Here is a 19,889-nt window from a genome sequence, read left to right as displayed (position 1 = left end):
ATGGCAAATGCTTTTGATACCTAGCTTACTAGGTAAAAGCTTAAGTAAAACTTAATTAAGGTTTAAAGTTTTGAAACTCTTCTTTTGAGATTTCTTTATCTTCGTTTTCATCTAAATCGGCAAATTGTCTCATGACTTCTTTGTCTTGCTTTGCTTCTGCAAGCGACACAGCGCCATCCATATCTTTGTCTAAATGAGCAAAGCGAATGTTGACAGAAGAGGCTAAAGCCGTGGCGCTAATTGCTAAAAACATTAATGCAAATGCTGCGATAAGTTGTTTCATAATTATGTTCCTTATTAAATGAATTTACTGAATAAACTTTTTGAATTCACTTAGCGATAACTGACCATCTTGGTTAGTGTCTATTTGTGAAAAGTTTTCGTGTAACACGGCATCTTCACCCGCTTCTGATTCGCTAAGTGTGCCATTACTGTCTTTATCTAGCTCATTAAATGTAGCTTGAACGTCCATAGCTATTGCATCTGTGCCCATAAACCCAAAAGCCAGCATGGGTAAAATTACTAAAAAGCGGTTGTTCATTTAATTTCCTTATTGATTAAAGTTGCACTCACTATTACAAAAATAGTGCCAACATATATAATTAATTAAAATCAATGACTTACGTGTATTGTTTGGCGCTAATCGGAAATATTTACTTATATATGTGTTAATTTTGCAACAGGCAGTACGCAGTATTAATACTTAGCATAGTTATCAATAACTTAGCGTGTTGCTAAATAGCAACAAGTGGATATGTTGGGTTAAATATAGAAGTTGATTCAGCGAGAGTATAAGGTAAGTAACTAAAATAGAGCGCTTAAAACAATAAAAGGAAATGATAATGCCTGTAACGCTTGCTAACAAGTATCGTGCAATGCTTAATTGGCGGCCTAACTTAATAGGTCAGTTTATAATAAGTATGCTGCTGTCGTTACTGCCGCTTAGTTTAGTGGTTATTGTTTTTTTAAATGCATTAAATAAGCAGCTCGCTGTTACTCAGCTTATTGTCAGTAATAATTACCAGGTTACTAAGTCGTTTAACTTTTTAAAGCAAGAGCTTAATAGTCTTGAGCGGGCAACGCGTCAAAACTGGGTTTTAAAAAGCGAGTCGCTCGACACGTTAATAAACGAAAAATGGCAATCCTCATTACAAACAATCGACACTCTTAGCCAAGCCAGTGCCTCACAGCAATACACTATGCAGTGGCGTCGCTTAGCAACAACATTACGTAGCACTCATCAAGCTTTGATTGAAAATAACCAACAAGATGCAGCATTGTTTGTGCCTATTAGCGATTTAGTGGCTGAGCTTACGGTGTGGTTGCGCGATACAAATGCAGCGCAAATTCAAAACAACCAAAATGAGTTAAGTACTTTGCAAAGCTCGTTTATTAACTGGTTAGTGGCGCTTATACCGCTTACTTTACTTGTTGGTGGAGGGTTTTTATGGCGCATAAGTAAACGTTTAAAAGGGCTTACGTCGGTAATAGATAAACTAGGGCAAGGGCATTGGCAGCAAAAAATAGCAGTGCAAGGTTCAAGTGAGCTGGTGGAATTGGGCGAAAAACTACAATGGGTGCAAGAGCAGCTACATATGCTCGAGCAACAAAAAGATACCTTTTTACGCCATGTAACCCATGAGCTTAAAACGCCGTTGGCTTCAATGGTTGAGGGCACCGACTTACTTAGCGATGAAATCGTCGGGCCTATTACAAAAGAGCAGCAAGCTGTGCTTGAGCTTATTAGCCAATCTATGGTGCGTTTGCGCACTATGATTGACAGCCTGCTTAGTTATAACGCTATCAGAACCAGTAAAGACAGCGTTAGCGAAGTCGAATTTGATAATTTAATAAATAAAATAAACAGCCACTTTGAGCACCGTTTAACGGCTAAGCAGCAAAGTTTAAATTGGCATAACAGCACAACAAAACAGCCACTTGCATTACCCGCAGAGCTGATAGAAATGACCCTTATTCAGCTCATTTCTAATGCGTTAAAGTTTTCAAATACAGGGCAAAGCGTAGATGTAACCTTAGCGCTTGAGCAAAAGCGACTAACAATGCAAGTGCGCGATGAAGGCTGTGGCATTAAAGAGCAAGAAAAAAACCAGATATTCAGCGCATTTTACCAAGGTAAGCATAATAAAGATGTTACGCTGCAAGGCAGTGGCCTAGGTTTAACCATAGTAAAAGAGTCGGTTGAGCAGTTACAAGGTCAGCTCAGTGTTGAGCATAACCAGCCTCAAGGCTGCTTATTTACAATAAAAATACCTTTAATTAATCAAGGAGTTTAATAGCATGCGTACGCGTTTAATAGCTATTTTATGTGTGCTCAGTAGTGCGGTTATTTTAGCTGGCTGTGAAATAAATAACACACAAACAGCAGCTGTGTCACAGGAGGCTACACCTGCAAAAAATGCGGTGCCAAATCCTAAAAAGCGTCCTAAAAGTGACCCCGTTTACCCCAGCGCAGCACGTGTAGTTGCATGGCATGCTAATCAATGTGGTGGTTTTAAAGTAAAACCAAGCCTACACACTTATTTAGGTGAAAAAGAGCTAAAACGCTTTTTTAAATATATGTGTATTAATACTTCAAGCGCACCCGAAGAGGTAATGGCGCGCTTGCAAAAACTCGATTTAGCCTACTTTTGGCCAGACCCTATTAAACAATATTTATGGCTTCAAAAGCAGCATGTTACTCGGCAAATCAATGCGCTAAAAGAGCAGCAGGCGTTAAATGACAAAATGCAGCAAACGTTATCGTCTTTAGCCACAATAGAGCAACAGTTATTACTACGCGAAGACACTAAGGAGCAGTAATCATGGCAACACACACAGCACAAGGTGCAAAAGTATTACTTGTTGATGATGATGCAAGTTTACTTAAATTACTCGCGCTAAGAATCGAGTCTAAAGGGTACGAAGTAACTACCTGTGAAAGCGGCATACTTGCATTGCAAGTTCTTAAAAGCCACGTGTTTGATGCAGTTATAACAGACCTGCGTATGGACGAAATGGACGGCATGGCCTTACATCGCCAATTACAAAGCCGCTACCCAGCACTGCCGGTAATAATGATGACAGCGCATGGCTCTATACCCGATGCGGTTGAGGCGACAAAACAAGGTATTTTTGCGTTTATAACAAAACCGGTAGATAAAGATGAGCTATTTGACAGCCTAGCCAAAGCCATTGAAATACATGGCGTCAACGCAGAAGAAACGCCTCAAAAAAGTAATATAGTCACGCGCAGTGGCGCTATGTTACACCTACTTGAACAAGTAAAATTATTAGGGCCAACCCAAGTAAATGTGCTTATTTCAGGCGCCAGTGGTACAGGTAAAGAGTTATTGGCGCAAGCGATTCATCAACACAGCCATGTAAGTGAAGGGCCTTTTGTGGCCATTAACTGTGGCGCAGTGCCAGGGGAGCTTTTAGAGTCAGAATTATTTGGCCATAAAAAGGGGGCATTTACTGGGGCTGTAAAAGATCACCAAGGTTTGTTTCAGCAAGCGCAGGGTGGCACCTTATTTTTAGATGAAATTGGCGATATGCCGCTTAATTTACAAGTTAAGTTACTGCGTGTACTACAAGAAAAAACCATACGCCCGGTGGGTTTTCAAGAAGAAATTCCTATTGATGTGCGCATTGTATCGGCCACGCATAAAAATTTACCCGATGCGATTAGCAATCAACAATTTAGGGAAGATTTATACTACCGCCTAAACGTTGTAAATTTAAAATTACCGCCGCTTTGTGAGCGCCGCGAAGATATAAGCCTGCTTGCTCAGCACTTTAGCGCCAGTATTGCAAAGCGAATGAACCAAAAAGAAAAACGTTTTGCAAACGATGCCATGCATGCACTGGTGCGTTACGACTGGCCAGGGAATATTCGCCAATTACAAAATGTTGTAGAGCAAGTGGTTGCATTAAGTGCCAGCGAGGTTATTTCTGCGCATTTAGTGTTAAATGCACTTAACTCAAACCAAGCCAGTGCCGAGCCGCTTTCTTTAAATGATGCCAAAAAAGAGTTTGAGCGCGATTATGTAATAAATACCCTCAAAATGGCTGGCGGTAATGTAGCCGAAGGCGCAAAGCTTGCTAAACGAAACCGTTCAGATTTTTATAAGCTAATAAAAAAACACAATATTGATGTCGATAATTTAGTGTAATTTACGATCAAGGTTATTAAATGCAGTTATTTATGGTGTATCTAGGTGGGCGGATTCAAGGCTGCCACATAGAAATGCACGATATTCGCTTTGTAGTAGGGCAAAGTATTGAGCAAACTTATTCAAAGCTAAAAAGCCAATGGGTAGGCGATAAAAACAATGTGCATATGGATAGCTACATGGCAATTAACCATATCGACGGTTATAAAGTAGAGGTCGTTGATAGTTATGTTGAGCAAAATAAGCAGCTGTACTTTGTTAATTTAGGCGCTTACAGAAGTGACTCTATGGCTGAGCAACACGACTTTGCCTTATATGTTGCCAGTAGCGCAACAGAGGCCAAGCAGCGCGCTAAAAACGACTTACTTGCAGGCCTTAGTCATATTCATAAAGATGATTTACATGATGTAGATGACTGCTTTGCAATAGATTTACTCGACAGCCAACTAAATATTAAGCTTACGCCTAGTGGACATACTCAGCCAATTAAGCCCGATTGGTTTGGATATTATATTCTTTGATTAAGAGTCTTGCTCGTTTTGCTCATTGGCTTCGCTTTTAGCCGCCATTTTAAATGCCACAATAACTAGGCCAAACATTGCAAAGGGCAGCGCTGCCAACATGTATTCAACCATGTTGCTATCTTGAAAGTTTGCCTGTAGTAAAAAGTGTCCCGCCACGCACATTACAATAACCACAAGTAATATAGGCAGTAGCATAAGTTCTTTTTTTGATGAATGATTTTTCATTGAGAGTGAGGCTGCAGCTAAAATAAAGCGCTATTGTAATGAGCTTACTTAAGCTTGGCAAACAATGGCTATTTTAATGGTATGATCTATATCAAATAACCACCCAGTGTGATTAGGATAAACAGTGAAACACAACCTTAAGCAAGTTTACCTTGTTGGTGGCGCGGTACGCGACCAGCTTCTTAATATAGCATCAAAAGATAACGATTATGTTGTTATAGGCGAAACACCCAAAACGATGGAATCGCTTGGTTTTGTGCCTATAGGAAGTGATTTTCCGGTTTATTTACACCCAAAAACAAAAGAAGAATACGCCTTGGGACGCACTGAGCGAAAAAGCGGTAAAGGCTATACCGGCTTTGTGGTAGACGCCAGTCCTAATGTCACACTCGAAGAAGACCTTGCAAGGCGCGATTTAACTATAAACTCAATGGCACTTGATGAAAACGGCACCGTTATTGACCCTTTTGATGGCCAAAGTGATTTACACAATAAAATATTGCGCCACACCACAGAGGCCTTTGTAGAAGACCCTGTAAGGGTATTACGCATAGCGCGTTTTTTGGCACGCTACGGAAGTGAGTGGCGTATTCACCCAAGTACGTATGCATTAATGCGTGAGCTTAAAAATAAAGGTGAGCTTGATCATTTAGTGCCTGAACGCGTATGGCTTGAAACCGAAAAAGCACTGGGTGAAAAACACCCTGAACTTTATTTTAAAGCACTCCATGGTTTAGGTATTTTCCCTGAAATAGAGCAAATGGACGGTGTGCCGCAACCTGCCAATCACCACCCCGAAGGCGATGTGTTGGTTCATACTATGTTGGTACTTAGGCGCGCCGCCGATTTAAACTTTAATTTAGAAACACGGTTTGCGGCATTAACTCATGATTTTGGTAAGGCACTGAGCTTTAAAAAACGCGGTAATTTACGCGGTCATGAGCGCGAAGGGGTAGCCGTAGTAGAAAAGTTTTGTGAGCGCTTAAAAGTGCCTAATCGCTTTCGTGATATTGGCGTACTCACCAGCGATAATCACACCTTATGCCATACGCTGGAGCAATTAAGACCACAAACGATTCATAAATTAATTGTCAATAATTTAAATGCTTTAGTGCACCCAGAGCGATTTATTGCTTTTACCCAAGCATGCCAATGTGATGCGCAAGGGCGAGGAGACACGCTCGTAGATAAGCCCTATCCGCAAGGAGCTAAGCTGCGTGCAATTTTTTATGAATTACAAAAATTAGATAAAAAGCAGGTAGTGCAAGCTGCACTTAAAAATGGCAAAAAAGGCCCAGAAATAGGCGAAGAGGTTAAGCTGGCAGAAATAAACTGTATTAAAGCGTTCTTACAAAATGAGCAGGCAACGCAATAGGTAATACCCTAGCTGAGGTATTCAGACACGCCTTCGTTTTTAACTTGCTCTGGCTGTCGTAAGTTTTTATATGTAGAGTTGGCAGGCTCTGAAGGTAAGCTAGGCGCTTGCTCTTGGGGCCTGTATAGATCAAAAATAAATTCGATCTCTTCACGCTCAAGTGGACTGTTCATGATCTATTCTCCTTAATTAGCGTTCAGGGTATGGCCGTTCGACTGAATTAAAAGTGAATAGTTACATTTTAAGTTGTAGTAAATTGTAATCACTGTGCAAAAAAAGTATCACTTGTAGCACAGCCTAGCTTTGCAAAGGCAGGGTTACTTTAAACACCACGCCATTACCGCGCTCGTTGTTTTGCGCAGTGACACTGCCTTTATGGTAATCACATACTAGCCTTACAATATAAAGCCCTAACCCTAAGTGCGGTTGTTGCTGCATTTGCTGGCTACGCACCGACACCATAGAATCAAAAATATGCTCAGTTAGCCCTTCAGGCAGGGCGGGGCCAGTATTACTCACTGTTAATATTGCTTTATTTTCGCTCTGCTTAAGACCTACATTAATAGCCGTATTTGCTTCACTAAATTCCAGCGCATTATTAATAAGTTTATCAAGTAGCTGAGCTATAAATTCGGGGGCTCCTTGCATAGGTAAAGGGTTTTGGCATACATCAAGCTCAAATAACTGTTCAGGGTAAGTAAGCTGGTAGCCTTGCATGCAGCCATTAATAACCTTTTGTAAGTCAAACGGCTCGCTCTCGTTGCTTTGAATACTTTGTTCAAGGCGTGTGGCCTCGCTCATGGTGGTAATTATTTTACCTAAACGTTCAACCCCTTCACTGGCGCGCTCTAAGTATTTTTGGCTTAGCTCGTTTTGTGGCAGGCTTTGTAAGTTTTCAAGTGATGAGCGCACCACAGCCACCGGCGTGCGCAGTTCGTGCGATAACCGCGATGACATATTTTCTAAATAGTTAGTGTATCCACCCAATCGGCCAACAATATTAGCAAAGCTTCGTGAAAGGTCGCCAATTTCATCGTTTGAGTCGCTGTAATTAATACTGCCAGTAATGCGCCCTTGGGCATCAATGGCTTGCTCTGCGGTGTCGCGTAATCGCCTAATACGGCTCGAAATACGCGAAGCAAAAAAGAACAACGTAACGGTACCAATTAGCATCACCGCTAAAATAACGTTAAAGAGCTTTTCGAGCGATTTATTACGCAGTGTGCGTACACCATTAGTGGTTTCCTCGGCGATGACTGCGCCAATGACTTTGTCGTCAATCCAAATAGGATAAGCCGCCGATAAAATAACGGCTTTACTATCGGGGGTTAACCGCCAAGACGACGCTGGTTGCCCTTTGAGTGCTTTAGCTAAATGCGCACCTTGCATTGAGGCAACATCGTGTAGGGTATCTAAAAATTCGTTTTCGGGGCGAGTTAAAATTTTATAATAAAGCGGGTGCAAATATGTTTGTTCAAAGCGCTGCCAGGCATTTTTAGGCGGCTGGTTTTTAAGCCCGTCGGCCCATACGCCATCGGCATTTTGAATTGTGCCCGACTGTGCTAATACGCGATGATGGTTATCAACCACCCAAATACGGCTACCGCTGTGGCCCATACCTTTTAAAATTCGGTTAATTTCGGGTGAGGGCACCAATACAGAGCCTAAATCGCTTGGGTTATTTAAGTTAGAGGTTGCCATTATTTTAGAATCAAGCGGTGCTTTTGTTGTGTCTATATCGACCACGGCAAAGCCAAGCTTGTTACCCAGCATATTTATAGGAAAGCGCAGCTCTGCGTTATATCCCGTTTCAGTGCGTATAAAAAAGCCCTGAATTTTTGTAAACGGAATTTTGGTATTCGCATCAAACGCATTAACCCAGCCGTCTTGGCGCGGTGCAATAATGTATGTATTAAAATCGCCGTTTGGGCTTTTAATACCAATTTTTAAATAATCGTTATTTGTAATACTTAAACTATTTTTAGCGCGATAAATAAGATGATCGTCGGTGACTTTAAACACGGCATATAAATAGTTATCAAATTTGCCCACCATATGATCAAACGATAAATCGTCACTTTTATGCTCTGGGTCTGTTTTTTGTAAATAACGTTTATCGTAATGCCAAAAAAGTGGTTGATAGCTTTGCCAGTCGCTCAGCTTACCATCAAGTTGAATAGGGTTTTTTAGATTATAGGCATATAAATCACGCCCTTTTACAACTTGGTCTAAAAAGTTGGTTTGCTCATCAAAAAGTGCGGGGCGCTCGTGCAAAGCAGTGGCAAGTGCGCGAGTAGTGCCTACGAGGGTTTTTTCTTGGCCTTGGCGTAAAAACTTTTCCATTTCCCATACGTACTCGTAACCAAGCCACGGCAGTAAAAACAAAAAGCACGACAGAAGTATAAATTTACTGCGCAGGCCAAATCGTAACATTAGCGTTGTTCCCACCTGTAGCCCATACCGTACACGGTATCTATGCAGTCAAAGTTGTTATCAAGAGCAATAAACTTTTTACGAATGCGTTTTACATGCGAGGTGATCGTGCTGTCGTCTACGTAAATTTTTGCATCGCTCATTAAATCGTTACGGCTTTTTACATGGCCTGGGCGCTGCGAAAGTGAATGCAACATCCAAAATTCGGTCACAGTTAAATCAACTAATTGTTGCTGCCAAAATACCTGCATGCGCTGGGTGTCGAGCTTAAGCGAGCCACGTGTAATTAATGCATTGGCATCGGCGGGTTGCTCAAGTGCTTCCATGCGTCTAAATAGTGCGCCTATTCTGGCAGCCAAATGGGCTAAGCTAATATCTTTTGTTAGGTAGTCATCGGCGCCCATACGCAGGCCACATACTGTATCTATTTCGCTATCGCGTGCAGTTAAAAAAATAATTGGCAGTGTTTTAGAAAGCGTACGCAAAGTTTGGCAAAGTAAAAAACCGCCGTCTATTTCATGGCCTAAACCAATATCCACAATGGCTAAATCGGGTAGGGCGTCTTTAAATGCAATCTCTGCGCTTGGGCGATCTGCAAAGCCACTTACTTGATAACCTTGAGCGCTAAGCATTTCAATATAGTTTTCGCGGATGGCGGCTTCATCTTCAATGATGGCTATTTTTTTCATTTTACACACCCTTATTTATTTTAAAACGCACTATATCGAAGTTTTTCAGTTATGTACGCTTAAAAAGGCAATTGCCATTTTTTTGCCACAATTGCTCAGCACTTTGCCATTTTTGTTCCCCTTTGTTGCCACTTGTAGCTGTTTTAATACAACCATCAAAACAAAACATCGCAAATTAAAACAAGTTTAAGGATTACATCATGAAGAAGACATTAATCGCATTAACGCTAGTAGCCAGTGTGTGTACACCTGCATTTGCAGCAGCAACCAATACCCCTTCTAAAGAAGCACATAAAGAAACTGCGATTGGTTTAGGTACAGGCGCCATTATTGGTGGTGTAGTTGGCGGGCCGATTGGGGCATTTATTGGCGCATTTGCTGGGGGCTTAATTGGTGATTCAAAAGTAGCCGATGACAAAATTGCTCAGCAGCAGAGGGCAATAACAGTGATGCAGCAAAAAACCAGTGACTACATGCACGTGCTTAACCATAACAATAGGCTAGAGCAGCAGTTAGAGGTACTTGCTAATCAAAATGAGCAGCTAACACAATCGCAAATAAATAGCTTACTTGCCATGACTGTGCAATTTAAAACAGGCTCTAGTGCTATTGCCCCGCACTTTGCTACGCAGTTAGACCAGCTTGTGGTGCTGTTAAAAAATCAGCCGCAACTAGCATTAGATTTAAGTGGCTTTGCCGATCAGCGCGGTGATGAGCAAGCGAATCTTTTACTGTCTAAAAAACGTGTAAACGCAGTGCAAAGTTACTTAATAAAGCACGGTATTAGCCATACACGTTTAAGTGCGCACGCATTTGGCGAGCAGCAAACATTGGCGCGCAGCAATACAGTTGAAGATAACTTTTTTGATCGACGCGTAACACTTACGACCCGCTCAATAAACCTGGTAAATGGCCAGACGGCAAGTAACTAAAGCCACTCATATTTGAGTAAAGTTAAGCGTTCGATGGAGTGATTTTATGTTGAGTAACCCAACCAAAATGCTTACTAAAGTAAGCATTTTTATTTTTTTAGTGGCTGTGCTTCTGGTTAGTTTTAATAGCCATGCACAGTCGCCCAAGCTTGAACTTTTTGACAGCAGTGGCGCCTCTGTAGCACCGGCTATTATATTAAAAAGTGATGCTAATATGACCCTGACCGGGCTGATAAACCATGTAGTCGTTAAGCAAACTTATCAAAATGATAATCCGTTTGCGGTTAATGCGCGCTACGTTTTTCCGCTGCCTGATGAAAGCGCCGTGCACGCGATGACAATGCGTATAGGTGAGCGAGTCATTAAAGGCCAAATTGATAAAAAAGTAGAGGCCGAAAAAAAATACCAAGCAGCTAAAAAAGCAGGCAAACAAGCAGCACTCGTACGCCAGCAACGAGCGAATATGTTTATTACAAATGTAGCTAATATTGGTCCAGGTGAGCAGGTAGTTATAGAGCTTGAGTATCAAGAAATAATTGATTATAGCAGTGGTACATTTGCGATTCGTTTTCCGACGACTATTACGCCACGTTATCACGCAATTAGCGGTGAAGTTGAGTTTAATGAGCAAAACCAAGCTCCCGTCAATACCGCACCAAGCGGCTGGTTAAGCCCTGTTTACAGTATACAAAGCGCGGCGTATAACGATGACGACGCACCTAGTAGTAAATTTAGTTTAAATATAGATATAGACGTTGGTTTAGAGCTGGTGGATATAAACTCTAAATTTCATAACGTAGATATTCATAACCCTGCATTTGGCCAATACACCGTTGCATTAAACGAGCAAAATGCCATAAACCGCGACTTTGTTCTTGAATTTAAACCGCTGCAAAAAGAAAGCGCTCAGGCGGCATTTTTTACCCAGCAGTTTGACAATGGCGACCGATACGGACTTGCTATGCTAATGCCACCAGGAGATCATTTTACACAAACGCAGCGCCTTCCTCGTGAAATGGTGTTTGTTGTAGATACCTCTGGCTCTATGCACGGACAATCAATGGAGCAAGCAAAAAAGGCCTTGTTTTATGCACTGTCTTTACTCGATAGCGACGACAGCTTTAACATTATTGGTTTTGATAACGTGGTTACCCCCATGAGCGATAGTCCTCTTATTGCTAGCGACTTTAACTTACGCCGCGCTGAGCGCTTTATTTACAGCCTAGAGGCCGATGGCGGCACAGAAATACAAGGTGCGCTTGATGCCGTCCTTGATGGCAGCCGTTTTGAGGGCTTTGTACGCCAAGTGGTATTTTTAACGGATGGCAGTGTTAGTAACGAAAATGCCTTATTTAAAAATATTCAGCGTAAATTGGGCGATAGCCGTTTATTTACTGTAGGCATTGGCAGTGCACCTAATAGCTTTTTTATGCGCAGAGCTGCAGATATAGGTAAAGGTTCATTTACGTTTATTGGTAGCACACACGAGGTGCAACCTAAAATGCAGCAGTTATTTGATAAGCTTGCGCATCCTGCGATCACTAATTTAACGCTAAGTGATGAAAGCACTAACCGCTTAGACTTTTGGCCATCACCCTTGCCCGATTTATATTTTGGCGAGCCAATAATGGTGGCTATAAAATTAAATGATACGAATCAAATTACGCTTAGTGGACAAACCGCTCAAGGCCCTTTAAATATAAAACTAAGCGCACAAAATAGCGCAAACGCAAAAGGGATTGATAAGCTGTGGGCGCGCCAAAAAATTAAATCGTTGCTTTTGTATAATGACCGTCAGTCAGTTAAAAATGAGGTGCAGGAGCTAGCGCTTACACATCAACTACTGAGCCCATTTACTTCTTTTATAGCTATTGAACACGCGCTAGTTAAAGAGCCTGCAGAGCAAACTGCACTAGCTAAAAACGCAGCTCCACAAGGGCTGGCTATGCGCTTACCGCAAACCGATGGGCAAAGTAGGTTGCATATATTGCTTGGATGCATGTTATTAGCTGGGTTTGCCGCTATAAAATATACTCGAGCGTTTAAATGAAAAAGTGGCTAAGTGCGGGCTTATTAATCATCGGCCTTGGGCTATTTGGCCACGGCATATACATGCAAGCAAAGGCATGGTTAGCGCAAATATTGATAGCGCAGGCCTGGCAAGAGGCATTAGTTAAGCCAAACGCTCACGTTAAACCATGGTTTTACGCCGATACCTATGTGACAGCACAGCTTAGCTGGCCTAAGCATAATAAAATGCTTAGCGTTTTAGCGGGGGCAAGTGGTCGTAATTTAGCATTTGCACCAAGCCACTTTTTACCAGGGGCAGAGCTGGGTGATAAACATGGCGGTGCGTTAATAGCGGGTCACAACGACACCCACTTTGCATTTTTACAACACACTAAAGTGGGTGAAACGTTTACGCTGCAGCTGCAAAGTGGCGTAATACAGTATTATAAAGTGAAGGGGATTGAGGTGATTCATCAATCCCAACAGGCGTTTTTACAAACGCCAGGGCTTTATTTATTAACCTGTTACCCTTTTGACTCGTTAGCATCGGGTACTGATTTAAGATGGCTTATATCGGCTGAGCTGATGGACTCATCGCCAGCTTCATTAAGCGGTATATCTACCACCAGTTCTTGATGTCGTTGGCTTATCATCACCCCTGCAAAAACAACAAATATACTCACCCATTGCCAAAAATCGAGCACTTCACCCAAAATAATGGCTGATAAAATAAGCGTAAAAATAGGTATTAAATTTGAATACGCTGCGGCCGTTAACACCGATACCTTGCCAATTGCATAGTTATACATGCCATAGCCACCGAGGGTGACACACGAGCCTAAATATAAAATGCTCATAAGGGCGGTTAGGTCATGTTGATTTTCGCTTGGTAAGTCGATAAAAAATAAAAAAGGTGCAAAAAACAAACTACCGCTTATGCCTTGCAAAGCAATTAAAGTAAGTGGGGAGTAGCGGTTAGCTAGGTGCTTAATGCTAATGGTGTAAAACGCCGCGCATACCATCGCCATAAGTTCTAAAAAGTTACCTAATAATGGATTAGGGGCCTGATCGGTATTTGGTGAAAGCAAAGTAAGCAAAATACTGCCGCCAATACACAAAGTAAATCCAATCACAATGGCTTTACTTATGTACTCTTTAAGCATAAAAAACGCCATCAATGCCACAATAATAGGCAAGCACGAAACAATAACACCCGCCTGAGAAGCCGAGGTGTATTCCATCGCGTGGCCTTCAAACAAGAAGTACAAGCAAGGCTCAGCGAGCGACATGCCTAATAAGTACTTCCAATCGCCTTTTAAATACTCAAATCGAATAACATAACGCCATAAACACAGCGATAAAACTAAGGTGGTTAGCATGCGTAAAAATATTACTAATGCAGGGTCGTAAACGGCAATTGCATACTTAAGCGCAATAAAGGAGCTACCCCATAAAAAGGTGGCAATAATTAGGCATAAACTGGCTGGCATAAATGAAATTTTATCAAATTAAATTAACGCCGATCCTAGCATGAATAATTTTAACTTGTTCAAAAATACCGAGCTGGTATAAGTTAAATTATCTAAAAATTTTAATAGTAAAAAATAATGCAAAGGGAACAGGTAATAGTTGTAAAGCTTGGTACAAGTGTACTTACTGGTGGCACCGATAAATTAGACAAAGCGCACATGGTTGAGCTGGTTCGTCAATGTAGCGAACTTAAAAAGCAAGGCCACCAAGTTATAGTAGTATCGAGTGGCGCGGTTGCTGCGGGGCGCGAACAACTTATTAAACCCTGTGGCCGCGGCCTAATAGATAAACAAATGTTGGCAGCCGTAGGACAAGGCCAACTTATACATATTTGGCAAAGTTTATTTTCTTTGTATGGCATAAACGTAGGGCAAATGTTACTGACCCGCGCAGACGTAGATGACCGAGAGCGTTATTTAAATGCGCGCGATACCTTAAATGCGTTATTGAGCCACGATGTGGTACCTATTATTAATGAAAACGATGCAGTAGCAACAAGCGAAATAAAAGTAGGCGATAACGATAATTTATCGGCACTTGTGGCTATTTTAGCTAATGCCAACAAGTTATTACTGCTTACCGACCAAGAAGGCTTATTTACCAGCGATCCGCGCACCAATACCGACGCAAAACTAATTGACGAAGTAACCCACATAAATGATGAATTACGCCAACTAGCGGGTGGTAGCGGTACAAATTTAGGCACCGGCGGTATGGCCACAAAACTACAAGCCGCCGATGTAGCAAGGCGCGCAGGGGTAGAGGTTATTATTGCAAAAGGCGCTGGCAATAATGTTATTTTAAAATGTATGAGCGAGCAATTACCCGGTACGCGGTTTTTAAAGCTTACTGCACCAAAAGATGGTCGTAAAAAGTGGCTAATGGCTGGGCCTAAAAGCACGGGACAAATAGTCATTGATGCAGGCGCTATTACTGCACTGCAAAGCAAGGGAGCAAGCCTACTTGCCAAAGGCATAACCAATGCATTTGGCCGTTTTGAGCGAGGTGACTTAATTGATTTAATTGATGACAACAACCACGTTATTGCTCGAGGGTTAACACGTTTTAATCAAGTTGAAGTAAATAAAATTAAAGGGGCCCACTCAGAGCAAATAGGCGAGTTACTCGATTTTGATAGTGGCGCTGTGGTGCTACACAGAGACGACTTAGTTTTACTTTAGTTTTTGTAGCGCTTAGTAAAACAAACTTTAATCTACATGGGTGAATGCACCCTAATTCAAAAGTATTGGTTAATTAATTAGCAAAGTTGATGATTTTGTCTAAACTGATTGAAGTTAAAACAGTTTAGGCAAACTAATGAAGGCAAACAATTGCGGGCACGAATGGATAATCAGTCTAACTCAGCAAGAAGAAGAAAGTGATTTAGATGCATCGTTAGTGCAAATTATTGGCGACCTGCTCGAAGTTGAAAATTTTGCTATTTATATTAATAAACACTTTAGTGCGCAATTACCGCCTACGCTTATAAATACCCACACCCGCCTTGAAGTATTAGAGTCTAACGAAGCGTTAGCGCTGCTTAATAAAGTAACCCAAAACAAAATAAGAGTAAGCCATGCCTTAGGTGTAGTAACAACGTATGTGCCAGTGTATTACTTTGGTAAAGTAATTGGCATATTACTCATAGAAACCACAAAAGAATTAGCGCAAACCACCACAATGCTCGCCGTGCATATTTTAAATATTTATGCCAACCAGCTAGGGCTATTACATAAATCGCGATTAGACCCTTTAACCGAGCTTTTAAATAGGCAAACCTTTGATAAAAAAGTGATTGAAATTGTCTCAGGCAAAGGCTTTTTATTGCCCCGAGATGATAACTACGAAAAGCGACGATGGTACTTAGCCATTGCTGATATCGACCACTTTAAACGCGTAAACGACAACTACGGCCATGTAATAGGAGATGAGGTTATATTACTTGTAGCGCGGCTGTTAAAAAATAACTTTAGGTTAGAAGACTACGTATTTAGGTATGGTGGTGAGGAATTTGCGGTACTATTTCAAACCAAAACCGAGGCACAAGCACATATAGCACTTAACCGTTTACGCTCAAATATTGCTGAGTACCCCTTTCCGCAAGTTGGGCAGCTTACAATTAGCATTGGCTTTTTAGAGCTGGCAAGTATTGATACTGTATCTAGCATAGTGCACCAAGCCGATATGGCGCTGTACCATTCTAAAAATAGCGGCCGTAATAAAGTGACTGCTTACAGCGAGCTTGAGGTAAATGAAGAAGTGACCCCCGATAATAGTATTGAGCTTTTTTGATTGTAAATTTGTGCTAAAATCTGGCTCCTTAAATTGTTGTAGGCAGGCACAAAACATGAAATTCGTTCGTTGGTTTTTAGGTTGTATAATTTTATTCTTTAATTTTGTATTTACTCCTCGCAGTAAAAAGCGTGCAAGCGATGTGCAAGCGCAGCTTGATCAGCAAACCTCACAATTTAAACTTTATCAATTTAAAGCATGCCCGTTTTGCGTAAAAGTACGCCGTGCAATTAAGCGCGAAGGCTTAAAAATAGAAACGCGTGATGCAAAAAATAATCAACAATTTCGTCAAGAGCTGTTAGAGCAAGGCGGCAAAATTAAAGTACCATGCCTACGTATAGAAAAAAATGGCCAAGTAGAGTGGCTATACGAATCTAACGATATTATTGCTTACTTAAACAAAGTAGCGGCTTAAACGACCCCCTTAATTTTTATCTCACTTATTAAAAGAGACATTATCATGACAATCCGTACTCGTGTTGCCCCATCTCCAACAGGTGACCCGCATCTTGGCACCGCTTATATTGCGTTATTTAACTACTGTTTTGCTAAACAACAAGGCGGCGAGTTTGTGCTTCGTATTGAAGATACAGACCAAGTTCGTAGCACGCCAGAGTCAGAACAAGCGATTATGGATAGCCTGCGTTGGTTAGGTCTTGAGTGGGATCATGGCCCTGATGTAGGCGGCGATTTTGGCCCTTACCGTCAATCAGAGCGTAGCGATTTATACAAAAAATACGCGCACCAATTAGTTGAGCAAGGTAAAGCATTTTACTGTTTTGCAACCAGCGAAGAGCTTGACCAAATGCGCGAAGAGCAAATGGCACAAGGTTTGCGCCCTAAATACGACGGCCGTGGCTTAAACCTCACCGAAGATGAAATTAAAGCAAACCTAGCCGCAGGCAAGCCTTACGTTATTCGTATGAAAATACCAAGCGAAGGCACTTTTAAATTTAACGACTACCTACGCGACGAAATTGAGATCCCGTGGGAAAACGTAGACATGCAAGTGCTATTAAAAGCCGATGGTTTCCCTACGTACTTTTTAGCAAACGTAGTGGATGATCACCACATGCAAATAAGCCATATTTTCCGTGGCGAAGAGTGGATTAATTCAGCACCTAAACTATTAAAACTTTACGAAGATTTAGGATGGGAAGCACCCGTGCTAGGGCATTTACCACTACTGCGTAACCCAGATAAATCAAAGCTTTCTAAGCGTAAAAACCCAACGTCTATTAATTACTATAAAGAAATGGGTTACCTACCAGAGGCCGTGCTTAACTACTTAGGCCGTATGGGTTGGTCAATGCCAGATGAGCGTGAAAAATTCACTCTAAATGAGATGATTGAACACTTCGACATGAAGCGTGTATCGCTTGGCGGCCCAGTATTTGATGTAGACAAATTAAGCTGGTTAAACGGCATGTGGATCCGCGAAAACCTAACAGATGAAGAGCTTGTACAGCGCTTTGTTGATTGGAAGTTTAATGGCGAAATGCTAGCTAAAGTATTACCAGAAGCTAAAACGCGCATTAATACGCTCTCTGACATGGTTGATTTAGCAGGGCATTTTGTAGGCGGCATTCCAACTTACGACCCAGCACTGTTAACGGCGGGCAAAGCTGACGAAAACGTAATACGCCAAGCGCTACAGTTTTTTGTATGGCAGCTTGAAGGTTTACGTAGTTTTGATAAGCCAGCTATTTTTGCCATTGCAAAAGAAGTTGCTACATTCCACGAGCTTAAAATTAAAGACTTTTTAGAGCCAATATTTGTAGCAATCACGGGTAAAACGTCTTCAACGTCAGTACTTGATGCAATGGAAATTTTAGGCTCAGACCTATCACGTGCGCGTTTACGTGTAGCGCTTGCCCATTTAGGCATTTCTAAAAAGCAGGCTAAAAATATTGAGCGTGCGTACCGCACCTACCCAAGTGCATAATCTTTAGTCATACTTTATAAAAAGCCGAGCTTATTAAATAAGTTCGGCTTTTTTGTTTCAGGCTGTTTGGCTATATGTCATCGCGTTTTGATATTGTTTAGCGCAAGCAGTGGCGCTTTAGTAAATGCTACAATGCTGCATGTAAATTAAAAGGAGGCAGTATGATTGCACCTGTAAAAAACAAAGCTATATTTAGCAGTAATGTCTTTTCAATAAACCTAGTTACTTACCCTACACATCACAGTGTGATGAACCATATAGACCCAGTACAGCAAGGGCGCTACTACAAACTTAATTTTGTACTAGTAAAACCGAAAGCTGGTGGGGTTTTTAAATGCTCAAAATGCATTATTAATTGGTTTAACCGCGTGTATTTATTTAGGCCCGACAAGTACGAGCACAGTGTATCTAAAATTGAGTCGGGAAAGCGTGTATTACTTAGCTTTGCGCTTAATATATAATTTATTAATAGTCGTAGGCCTGTCCGCTGCATAAAACAGCCAGGTCACAATACGATACAGAAATCTCACTACAAGAATTAATAGTAAAGGCATTACCACCTCTGCGTATTGCATCCGCTTTAAGTAAATCTATAGCATTTGATTTTGAGCGATTGTAGCTTATATTATTGACGCCTCTACCGTCACCATCGCAGCTTTCGCCTTCAATTCGGCCTAAAAGCGTGGCGCCACTTTCGTGAGCTTCTTGGTCGCTATAAAACTGTTGTAAATCTCGTTTTTTAACGTACGTACCAATTTCCTCAGATAAAACATCGTTATCTATATTGGTATGAAAGGTCACGCCAGACGAGCATCCAGCTAATGTAGTTAGTACGCTTATTGTGGCAATAATTCGCATCATAATAATTAGTCCCTTATTTAGTTTGGTAACTAAATTACTAACTAAAACAGGTATGTGCAATATTTACCCTTAATATAATTGTATGAATTTGTAAGTGATTCGACCTCTCTTTAAATTTTTTCTGGTAGTATGGGCAGGTTATAAGCAGTTTAAGCAGTGAACAATCTATGTTAAGTCCTTACTTTCAGCAGCATGCTGATTATGTTTCTATCTCTCGTGAGCAAGGGTGTCGTTTCGCAAAGTGCGTTGCCGATGATTACAACCCACTTCATGACAAAGATGCCAAAAAGTTTTGCGCGCCAGGAGACTTACTTTTTTCTTTAGTGTTAGACCGCTACGGTATAAGTGAGCGAATGGAGTTTACCTTTGCCGGTATGGTTGATGAAAACACCAAACTTAATTTTCCACAAGGGGATGACGAGTTTGATGTAACCAACGGCGACAAAGTAATTTTAAAGGTAAAACGCGAAGGTCAAACCAGCAAGTGCCCAACACTTACAAATAGCCTAATAAAAAACTATGTTGAGTTTTCTGGTGCTGCATTTCCGCATGTAATTATTCCGCTAATGGGTAAGCAAGATGTAATGATCAACCCAGCGCGCCCTATGGTTATTTACGAGTCGATGATCATTAACCTTGATAACATTAATATTCAAACGCCAACGCTTGAGTTTGCTGAGCCAAGTTTTGAGTACACGGGTAAGCGCGGCAAAATTACCTTGCGCTTTAATTTACTAGAAAACGGCGAAAAAGTTGGTTTTGGTGAAAAGCACATGGTGGTGTCGGGTATTCGTGAATACTGCCAAGCAACGGTTGATGACTTAATCGCGTTTTATAATGAGCGCAAAGCCACGTTAAAACCGGTTTAAAACGATAGAAAAGGGCGCTAAATACATTTGTT

The 19,889-nt window shown here is 41.3% G+C and carries 22 protein-coding genes; 14 read left to right on the top strand and 8 right to left on the bottom strand.

Going from position 1 to position 19,889, the window contains the following annotated elements; genetic code table 11:
* Positions 1 to 55 precede the first annotated feature (55 nt).
* Positions 56 to 283 carry a hypothetical protein gene (locus QUE46_RS13015; RefSeq protein ID WP_286245114.1) on the bottom strand — a complete coding sequence of 76 codons (228 nt, stop codon included), beginning with the start codon at positions 281 to 283 and terminating at the stop codon, positions 56 to 58.
* A gap of 24 nt (positions 284 to 307) precedes the next feature.
* Entirely contained in the window at positions 308 to 541 is a 234-nt protein-coding gene (locus tag QUE46_RS13010) for a calcium dependent protein (protein WP_004586103.1), read from the bottom strand.
* A gap of 301 nt (positions 542 to 842) precedes the next feature.
* Between QUE46_RS13010 and QUE46_RS13005 the strand changes: the two genes are divergently transcribed.
* From QUE46_RS13005 to QUE46_RS12990, 4 genes are read left to right on the top strand one after another with little or no spacing between them, the layout of a single operon-like run.
* Entirely contained in the window at positions 843 to 2,294 is a 1,452-nt protein-coding gene (locus QUE46_RS13005) for a HAMP domain-containing sensor histidine kinase (protein WP_286245113.1), read from the top strand.
* A gap of 4 nt (positions 2,295 to 2,298) precedes the next feature.
* On the top strand, positions 2,299 to 2,820 hold the full coding sequence (locus QUE46_RS13000) for a hypothetical protein (protein WP_286245112.1): 522 nt from the start codon (positions 2,299 to 2,301) through the stop codon (positions 2,818 to 2,820).
* Between the two features lie 2 nt (positions 2,821 to 2,822).
* Complete coding sequence (locus QUE46_RS12995) at positions 2,823 to 4,172, top strand: sigma 54-interacting transcriptional regulator (RefSeq protein ID WP_286245111.1); 1,350 nt, start codon at positions 2,823 to 2,825, stop codon at positions 4,170 to 4,172.
* Positions 4,173 to 4,192: 20 nt separating this feature from the next.
* Positions 4,193 to 4,693, top strand: coding sequence for a DUF1543 domain-containing protein (locus tag QUE46_RS12990; RefSeq protein ID WP_286245110.1), 501 nt, complete (start codon positions 4,193 to 4,195; stop codon positions 4,691 to 4,693).
* Here QUE46_RS12990 and QUE46_RS12985 read toward each other — a convergent pair whose 3' ends face one another.
* A complete protein-coding gene (locus QUE46_RS12985) occupies positions 4,694 to 4,921 on the bottom strand; it encodes a hypothetical protein (RefSeq protein WP_286245109.1) in 228 nt (75 codons plus the stop codon). It lies immediately after the preceding gene.
* Between the two features lie 124 nt (positions 4,922 to 5,045).
* Between QUE46_RS12985 and QUE46_RS12980 the strand changes: the two genes are divergently transcribed.
* A complete protein-coding gene (locus tag QUE46_RS12980) occupies positions 5,046 to 6,296 on the top strand; it encodes a multifunctional CCA addition/repair protein (protein WP_286245108.1) in 1,251 nt (416 codons plus the stop codon).
* A gap of 8 nt (positions 6,297 to 6,304) precedes the next feature.
* Here the strand turns inward: QUE46_RS12980 and QUE46_RS12975 are convergent, their stop codons facing one another.
* The 3 genes from QUE46_RS12975 to pdsR all read right to left on the bottom strand — a co-directional run bounded on the left by QUE46_RS12975 (position 6,305) and on the right by pdsR (position 9,418).
* Entirely contained in the window at positions 6,305 to 6,469 is a 165-nt protein-coding gene (locus QUE46_RS12975; protein WP_286245107.1) for a hypothetical protein, read from the bottom strand.
* Between the two features lie 124 nt (positions 6,470 to 6,593).
* Positions 6,594 to 8,729, bottom strand: coding sequence for a proteobacterial dedicated sortase system histidine kinase (gene pdsS / locus QUE46_RS12970; protein WP_286245106.1), 2,136 nt, complete (start codon positions 8,727 to 8,729; stop codon positions 6,594 to 6,596).
* The gene (gene pdsR, locus QUE46_RS12965) at positions 8,729 to 9,418 is read right to left on the bottom strand and encodes a proteobacterial dedicated sortase system response regulator (RefSeq protein WP_286245105.1); all 690 of its coding nucleotides are present in this window, start codon (positions 9,416 to 9,418) and stop codon (positions 8,729 to 8,731) included. Before pdsR ends, pdsS begins: the two co-directional genes overlap by 1 nt.
* Positions 9,419 to 9,618: 200 nt before the next feature.
* On the opposite strand from pdsR, the gene pdsO reads away from it, so the two are divergent.
* Genes pdsO through QUE46_RS12950 form a run of 3 tightly spaced genes read left to right on the top strand, consistent with a single transcriptional unit; the run spans position 9,619 to position 12,996 of the window.
* Positions 9,619 to 10,350 (top strand): sortase-associated OmpA-like protein PdsO, encoded by a 732-nt coding sequence (gene pdsO / locus QUE46_RS12960; protein ID WP_286245104.1) that lies wholly within the window; start codon positions 9,619 to 9,621, stop codon positions 10,348 to 10,350.
* 46 nt (positions 10,351 to 10,396) lie between these two features.
* Positions 10,397 to 12,400 carry a marine proteobacterial sortase target protein gene (locus QUE46_RS12955; protein ID WP_286245103.1) on the top strand — a complete coding sequence of 668 codons (2,004 nt, stop codon included), beginning with the start codon at positions 10,397 to 10,399 and terminating at the stop codon, positions 12,398 to 12,400.
* Entirely contained in the window at positions 12,397 to 12,996 is a 600-nt protein-coding gene (locus tag QUE46_RS12950; RefSeq protein ID WP_286245102.1) for a class GN sortase, read from the top strand. The genes QUE46_RS12955 and QUE46_RS12950 overlap by 4 nt, the downstream gene beginning before the upstream one ends.
* Here the strand turns inward: QUE46_RS12950 and QUE46_RS12945 are convergent.
* Positions 12,885 to 13,850 carry a DMT family transporter gene (locus QUE46_RS12945; protein ID WP_286245101.1) on the bottom strand — a complete coding sequence of 322 codons (966 nt, stop codon included), beginning with the start codon at positions 13,848 to 13,850 and terminating at the stop codon, positions 12,885 to 12,887. The genes QUE46_RS12950 and QUE46_RS12945 overlap by 112 nt on opposite strands.
* 117 nt (positions 13,851 to 13,967) lie before the next feature.
* Here QUE46_RS12945 and proB point away from each other — a divergent pair, with 117 nt between their 5' ends.
* From proB to QUE46_RS12920, 5 genes are all read left to right on the top strand, one after another.
* Entirely contained in the window at positions 13,968 to 15,071 is a 1,104-nt protein-coding gene (proB, locus tag QUE46_RS12940; protein WP_286245100.1) for a glutamate 5-kinase, read from the top strand.
* Between the two features lie 136 nt (positions 15,072 to 15,207).
* Entirely contained in the window at positions 15,208 to 16,182 is a 975-nt protein-coding gene (locus tag QUE46_RS12935) for a GGDEF domain-containing protein (protein WP_286245099.1), read from the top strand.
* Positions 16,183 to 16,237: 55 nt separating this feature from the next.
* Entirely contained in the window at positions 16,238 to 16,597 is a 360-nt protein-coding gene (locus QUE46_RS12930) for a glutaredoxin domain-containing protein (RefSeq protein WP_004586118.1), read from the top strand.
* Between the two features lie 45 nt (positions 16,598 to 16,642).
* Entirely contained in the window at positions 16,643 to 18,127 is a 1,485-nt protein-coding gene (gene gltX / locus QUE46_RS12925; protein WP_286245098.1) for a glutamate--tRNA ligase, read from the top strand.
* A 161-nt stretch (positions 18,128 to 18,288) separates the two neighbouring features.
* Positions 18,289 to 18,588, top strand: coding sequence for a 2OG-Fe(II) oxygenase (locus QUE46_RS12920; RefSeq protein ID WP_286245097.1), 300 nt, complete (start codon positions 18,289 to 18,291; stop codon positions 18,586 to 18,588).
* A 4-nt stretch (positions 18,589 to 18,592) separates the two neighbouring features.
* Here QUE46_RS12920 and QUE46_RS12915 read toward each other — a convergent pair whose 3' ends face one another.
* Positions 18,593 to 18,988, bottom strand: a complete 396-nt coding sequence (locus QUE46_RS12915) for a hypothetical protein (protein ID WP_286245096.1) — start codon at positions 18,986 to 18,988, stop codon at positions 18,593 to 18,595.
* A 167-nt stretch (positions 18,989 to 19,155) separates the two neighbouring features.
* Between QUE46_RS12915 and QUE46_RS12910 the strand changes: the two genes are divergently transcribed.
* The gene (locus QUE46_RS12910; RefSeq protein ID WP_286245095.1) at positions 19,156 to 19,857 is read left to right on the top strand and encodes a DUF3581 domain-containing protein; all 702 of its coding nucleotides are present in this window, start codon (positions 19,156 to 19,158) and stop codon (positions 19,855 to 19,857) included.
* Positions 19,858 to 19,889 lie beyond the last annotated feature (32 nt).

This window comes from Pseudoalteromonas sp. MM1, from assembly GCF_030296835.1.
In the GTDB taxonomy this organism is placed as follows: Bacteria; Pseudomonadota; Gammaproteobacteria; order Enterobacterales; family Alteromonadaceae; genus Pseudoalteromonas.
This window is presented reverse-complemented; position numbering and strand designations above follow the sequence as displayed.

Bases quoted from the DNA above. Each gene is read 5' to 3' on its own strand.
- pdsR (WP_286245105.1), bottom strand. From the start codon at position 9,418: ATGAAAAAAATAGCCATCATTGAAGATGAAGCCGCCATCCGCGAAAAC.
- pdsO (WP_286245104.1), top strand. From the start codon at position 9,619: ATGAAGAAGACATTAATCGCATTAACGCTAGTAGCCAGTGTGTGTACA.
- QUE46_RS12995 (WP_286245111.1), top strand. From the start codon at position 2,823: ATGGCAACACACACAGCACAAGGTGCAAAAGTATTACTTGTTGATGAT.
- QUE46_RS12915 (WP_286245096.1), bottom strand. From the start codon at position 18,988: ATGATGCGAATTATTGCCACAATAAGCGTACTAACTACATTAGCTGGA.
- QUE46_RS12990 (WP_286245110.1), top strand. From the start codon at position 4,193: ATGCAGTTATTTATGGTGTATCTAGGTGGGCGGATTCAAGGCTGCCAC.
- QUE46_RS12985 (WP_286245109.1), bottom strand. From the start codon at position 4,921: ATGAAAAATCATTCATCAAAAAAAGAACTTATGCTACTGCCTATATTA.
- QUE46_RS12935 (WP_286245099.1), top strand. From the start codon at position 15,208: ATGAAGGCAAACAATTGCGGGCACGAATGGATAATCAGTCTAACTCAG.
- pdsS (WP_286245106.1), bottom strand. From the start codon at position 8,729: ATGTTACGATTTGGCCTGCGCAGTAAATTTATACTTCTGTCGTGCTTT.
- QUE46_RS12945 (WP_286245101.1), bottom strand. From the start codon at position 13,850: ATGCCAGCCAGTTTATGCCTAATTATTGCCACCTTTTTATGGGGTAGC.
- QUE46_RS12910 (WP_286245095.1), top strand. From the start codon at position 19,156: ATGTTAAGTCCTTACTTTCAGCAGCATGCTGATTATGTTTCTATCTCT.
- proB (WP_286245100.1), top strand. From the start codon at position 13,968: ATGCAAAGGGAACAGGTAATAGTTGTAAAGCTTGGTACAAGTGTACTT.
- QUE46_RS13000 (WP_286245112.1), top strand. From the start codon at position 2,299: ATGCGTACGCGTTTAATAGCTATTTTATGTGTGCTCAGTAGTGCGGTT.
- QUE46_RS12975 (WP_286245107.1), bottom strand. From the start codon at position 6,469: ATGAACAGTCCACTTGAGCGTGAAGAGATCGAATTTATTTTTGATCTA.
- QUE46_RS13015 (WP_286245114.1), bottom strand. From the start codon at position 283: ATGAAACAACTTATCGCAGCATTTGCATTAATGTTTTTAGCAATTAGC.
- QUE46_RS13010 (WP_004586103.1), bottom strand. From the start codon at position 541: ATGAACAACCGCTTTTTAGTAATTTTACCCATGCTGGCTTTTGGGTTT.
- gltX (WP_286245098.1), top strand. From the start codon at position 16,643: ATGACAATCCGTACTCGTGTTGCCCCATCTCCAACAGGTGACCCGCAT.
- QUE46_RS12950 (WP_286245102.1), top strand. From the start codon at position 12,397: ATGAAAAAGTGGCTAAGTGCGGGCTTATTAATCATCGGCCTTGGGCTA.
- QUE46_RS13005 (WP_286245113.1), top strand. From the start codon at position 843: ATGCCTGTAACGCTTGCTAACAAGTATCGTGCAATGCTTAATTGGCGG.
- QUE46_RS12930 (WP_004586118.1), top strand. From the start codon at position 16,238: ATGAAATTCGTTCGTTGGTTTTTAGGTTGTATAATTTTATTCTTTAAT.
- QUE46_RS12920 (WP_286245097.1), top strand. From the start codon at position 18,289: ATGATTGCACCTGTAAAAAACAAAGCTATATTTAGCAGTAATGTCTTT.
- QUE46_RS12955 (WP_286245103.1), top strand. From the start codon at position 10,397: ATGTTGAGTAACCCAACCAAAATGCTTACTAAAGTAAGCATTTTTATT.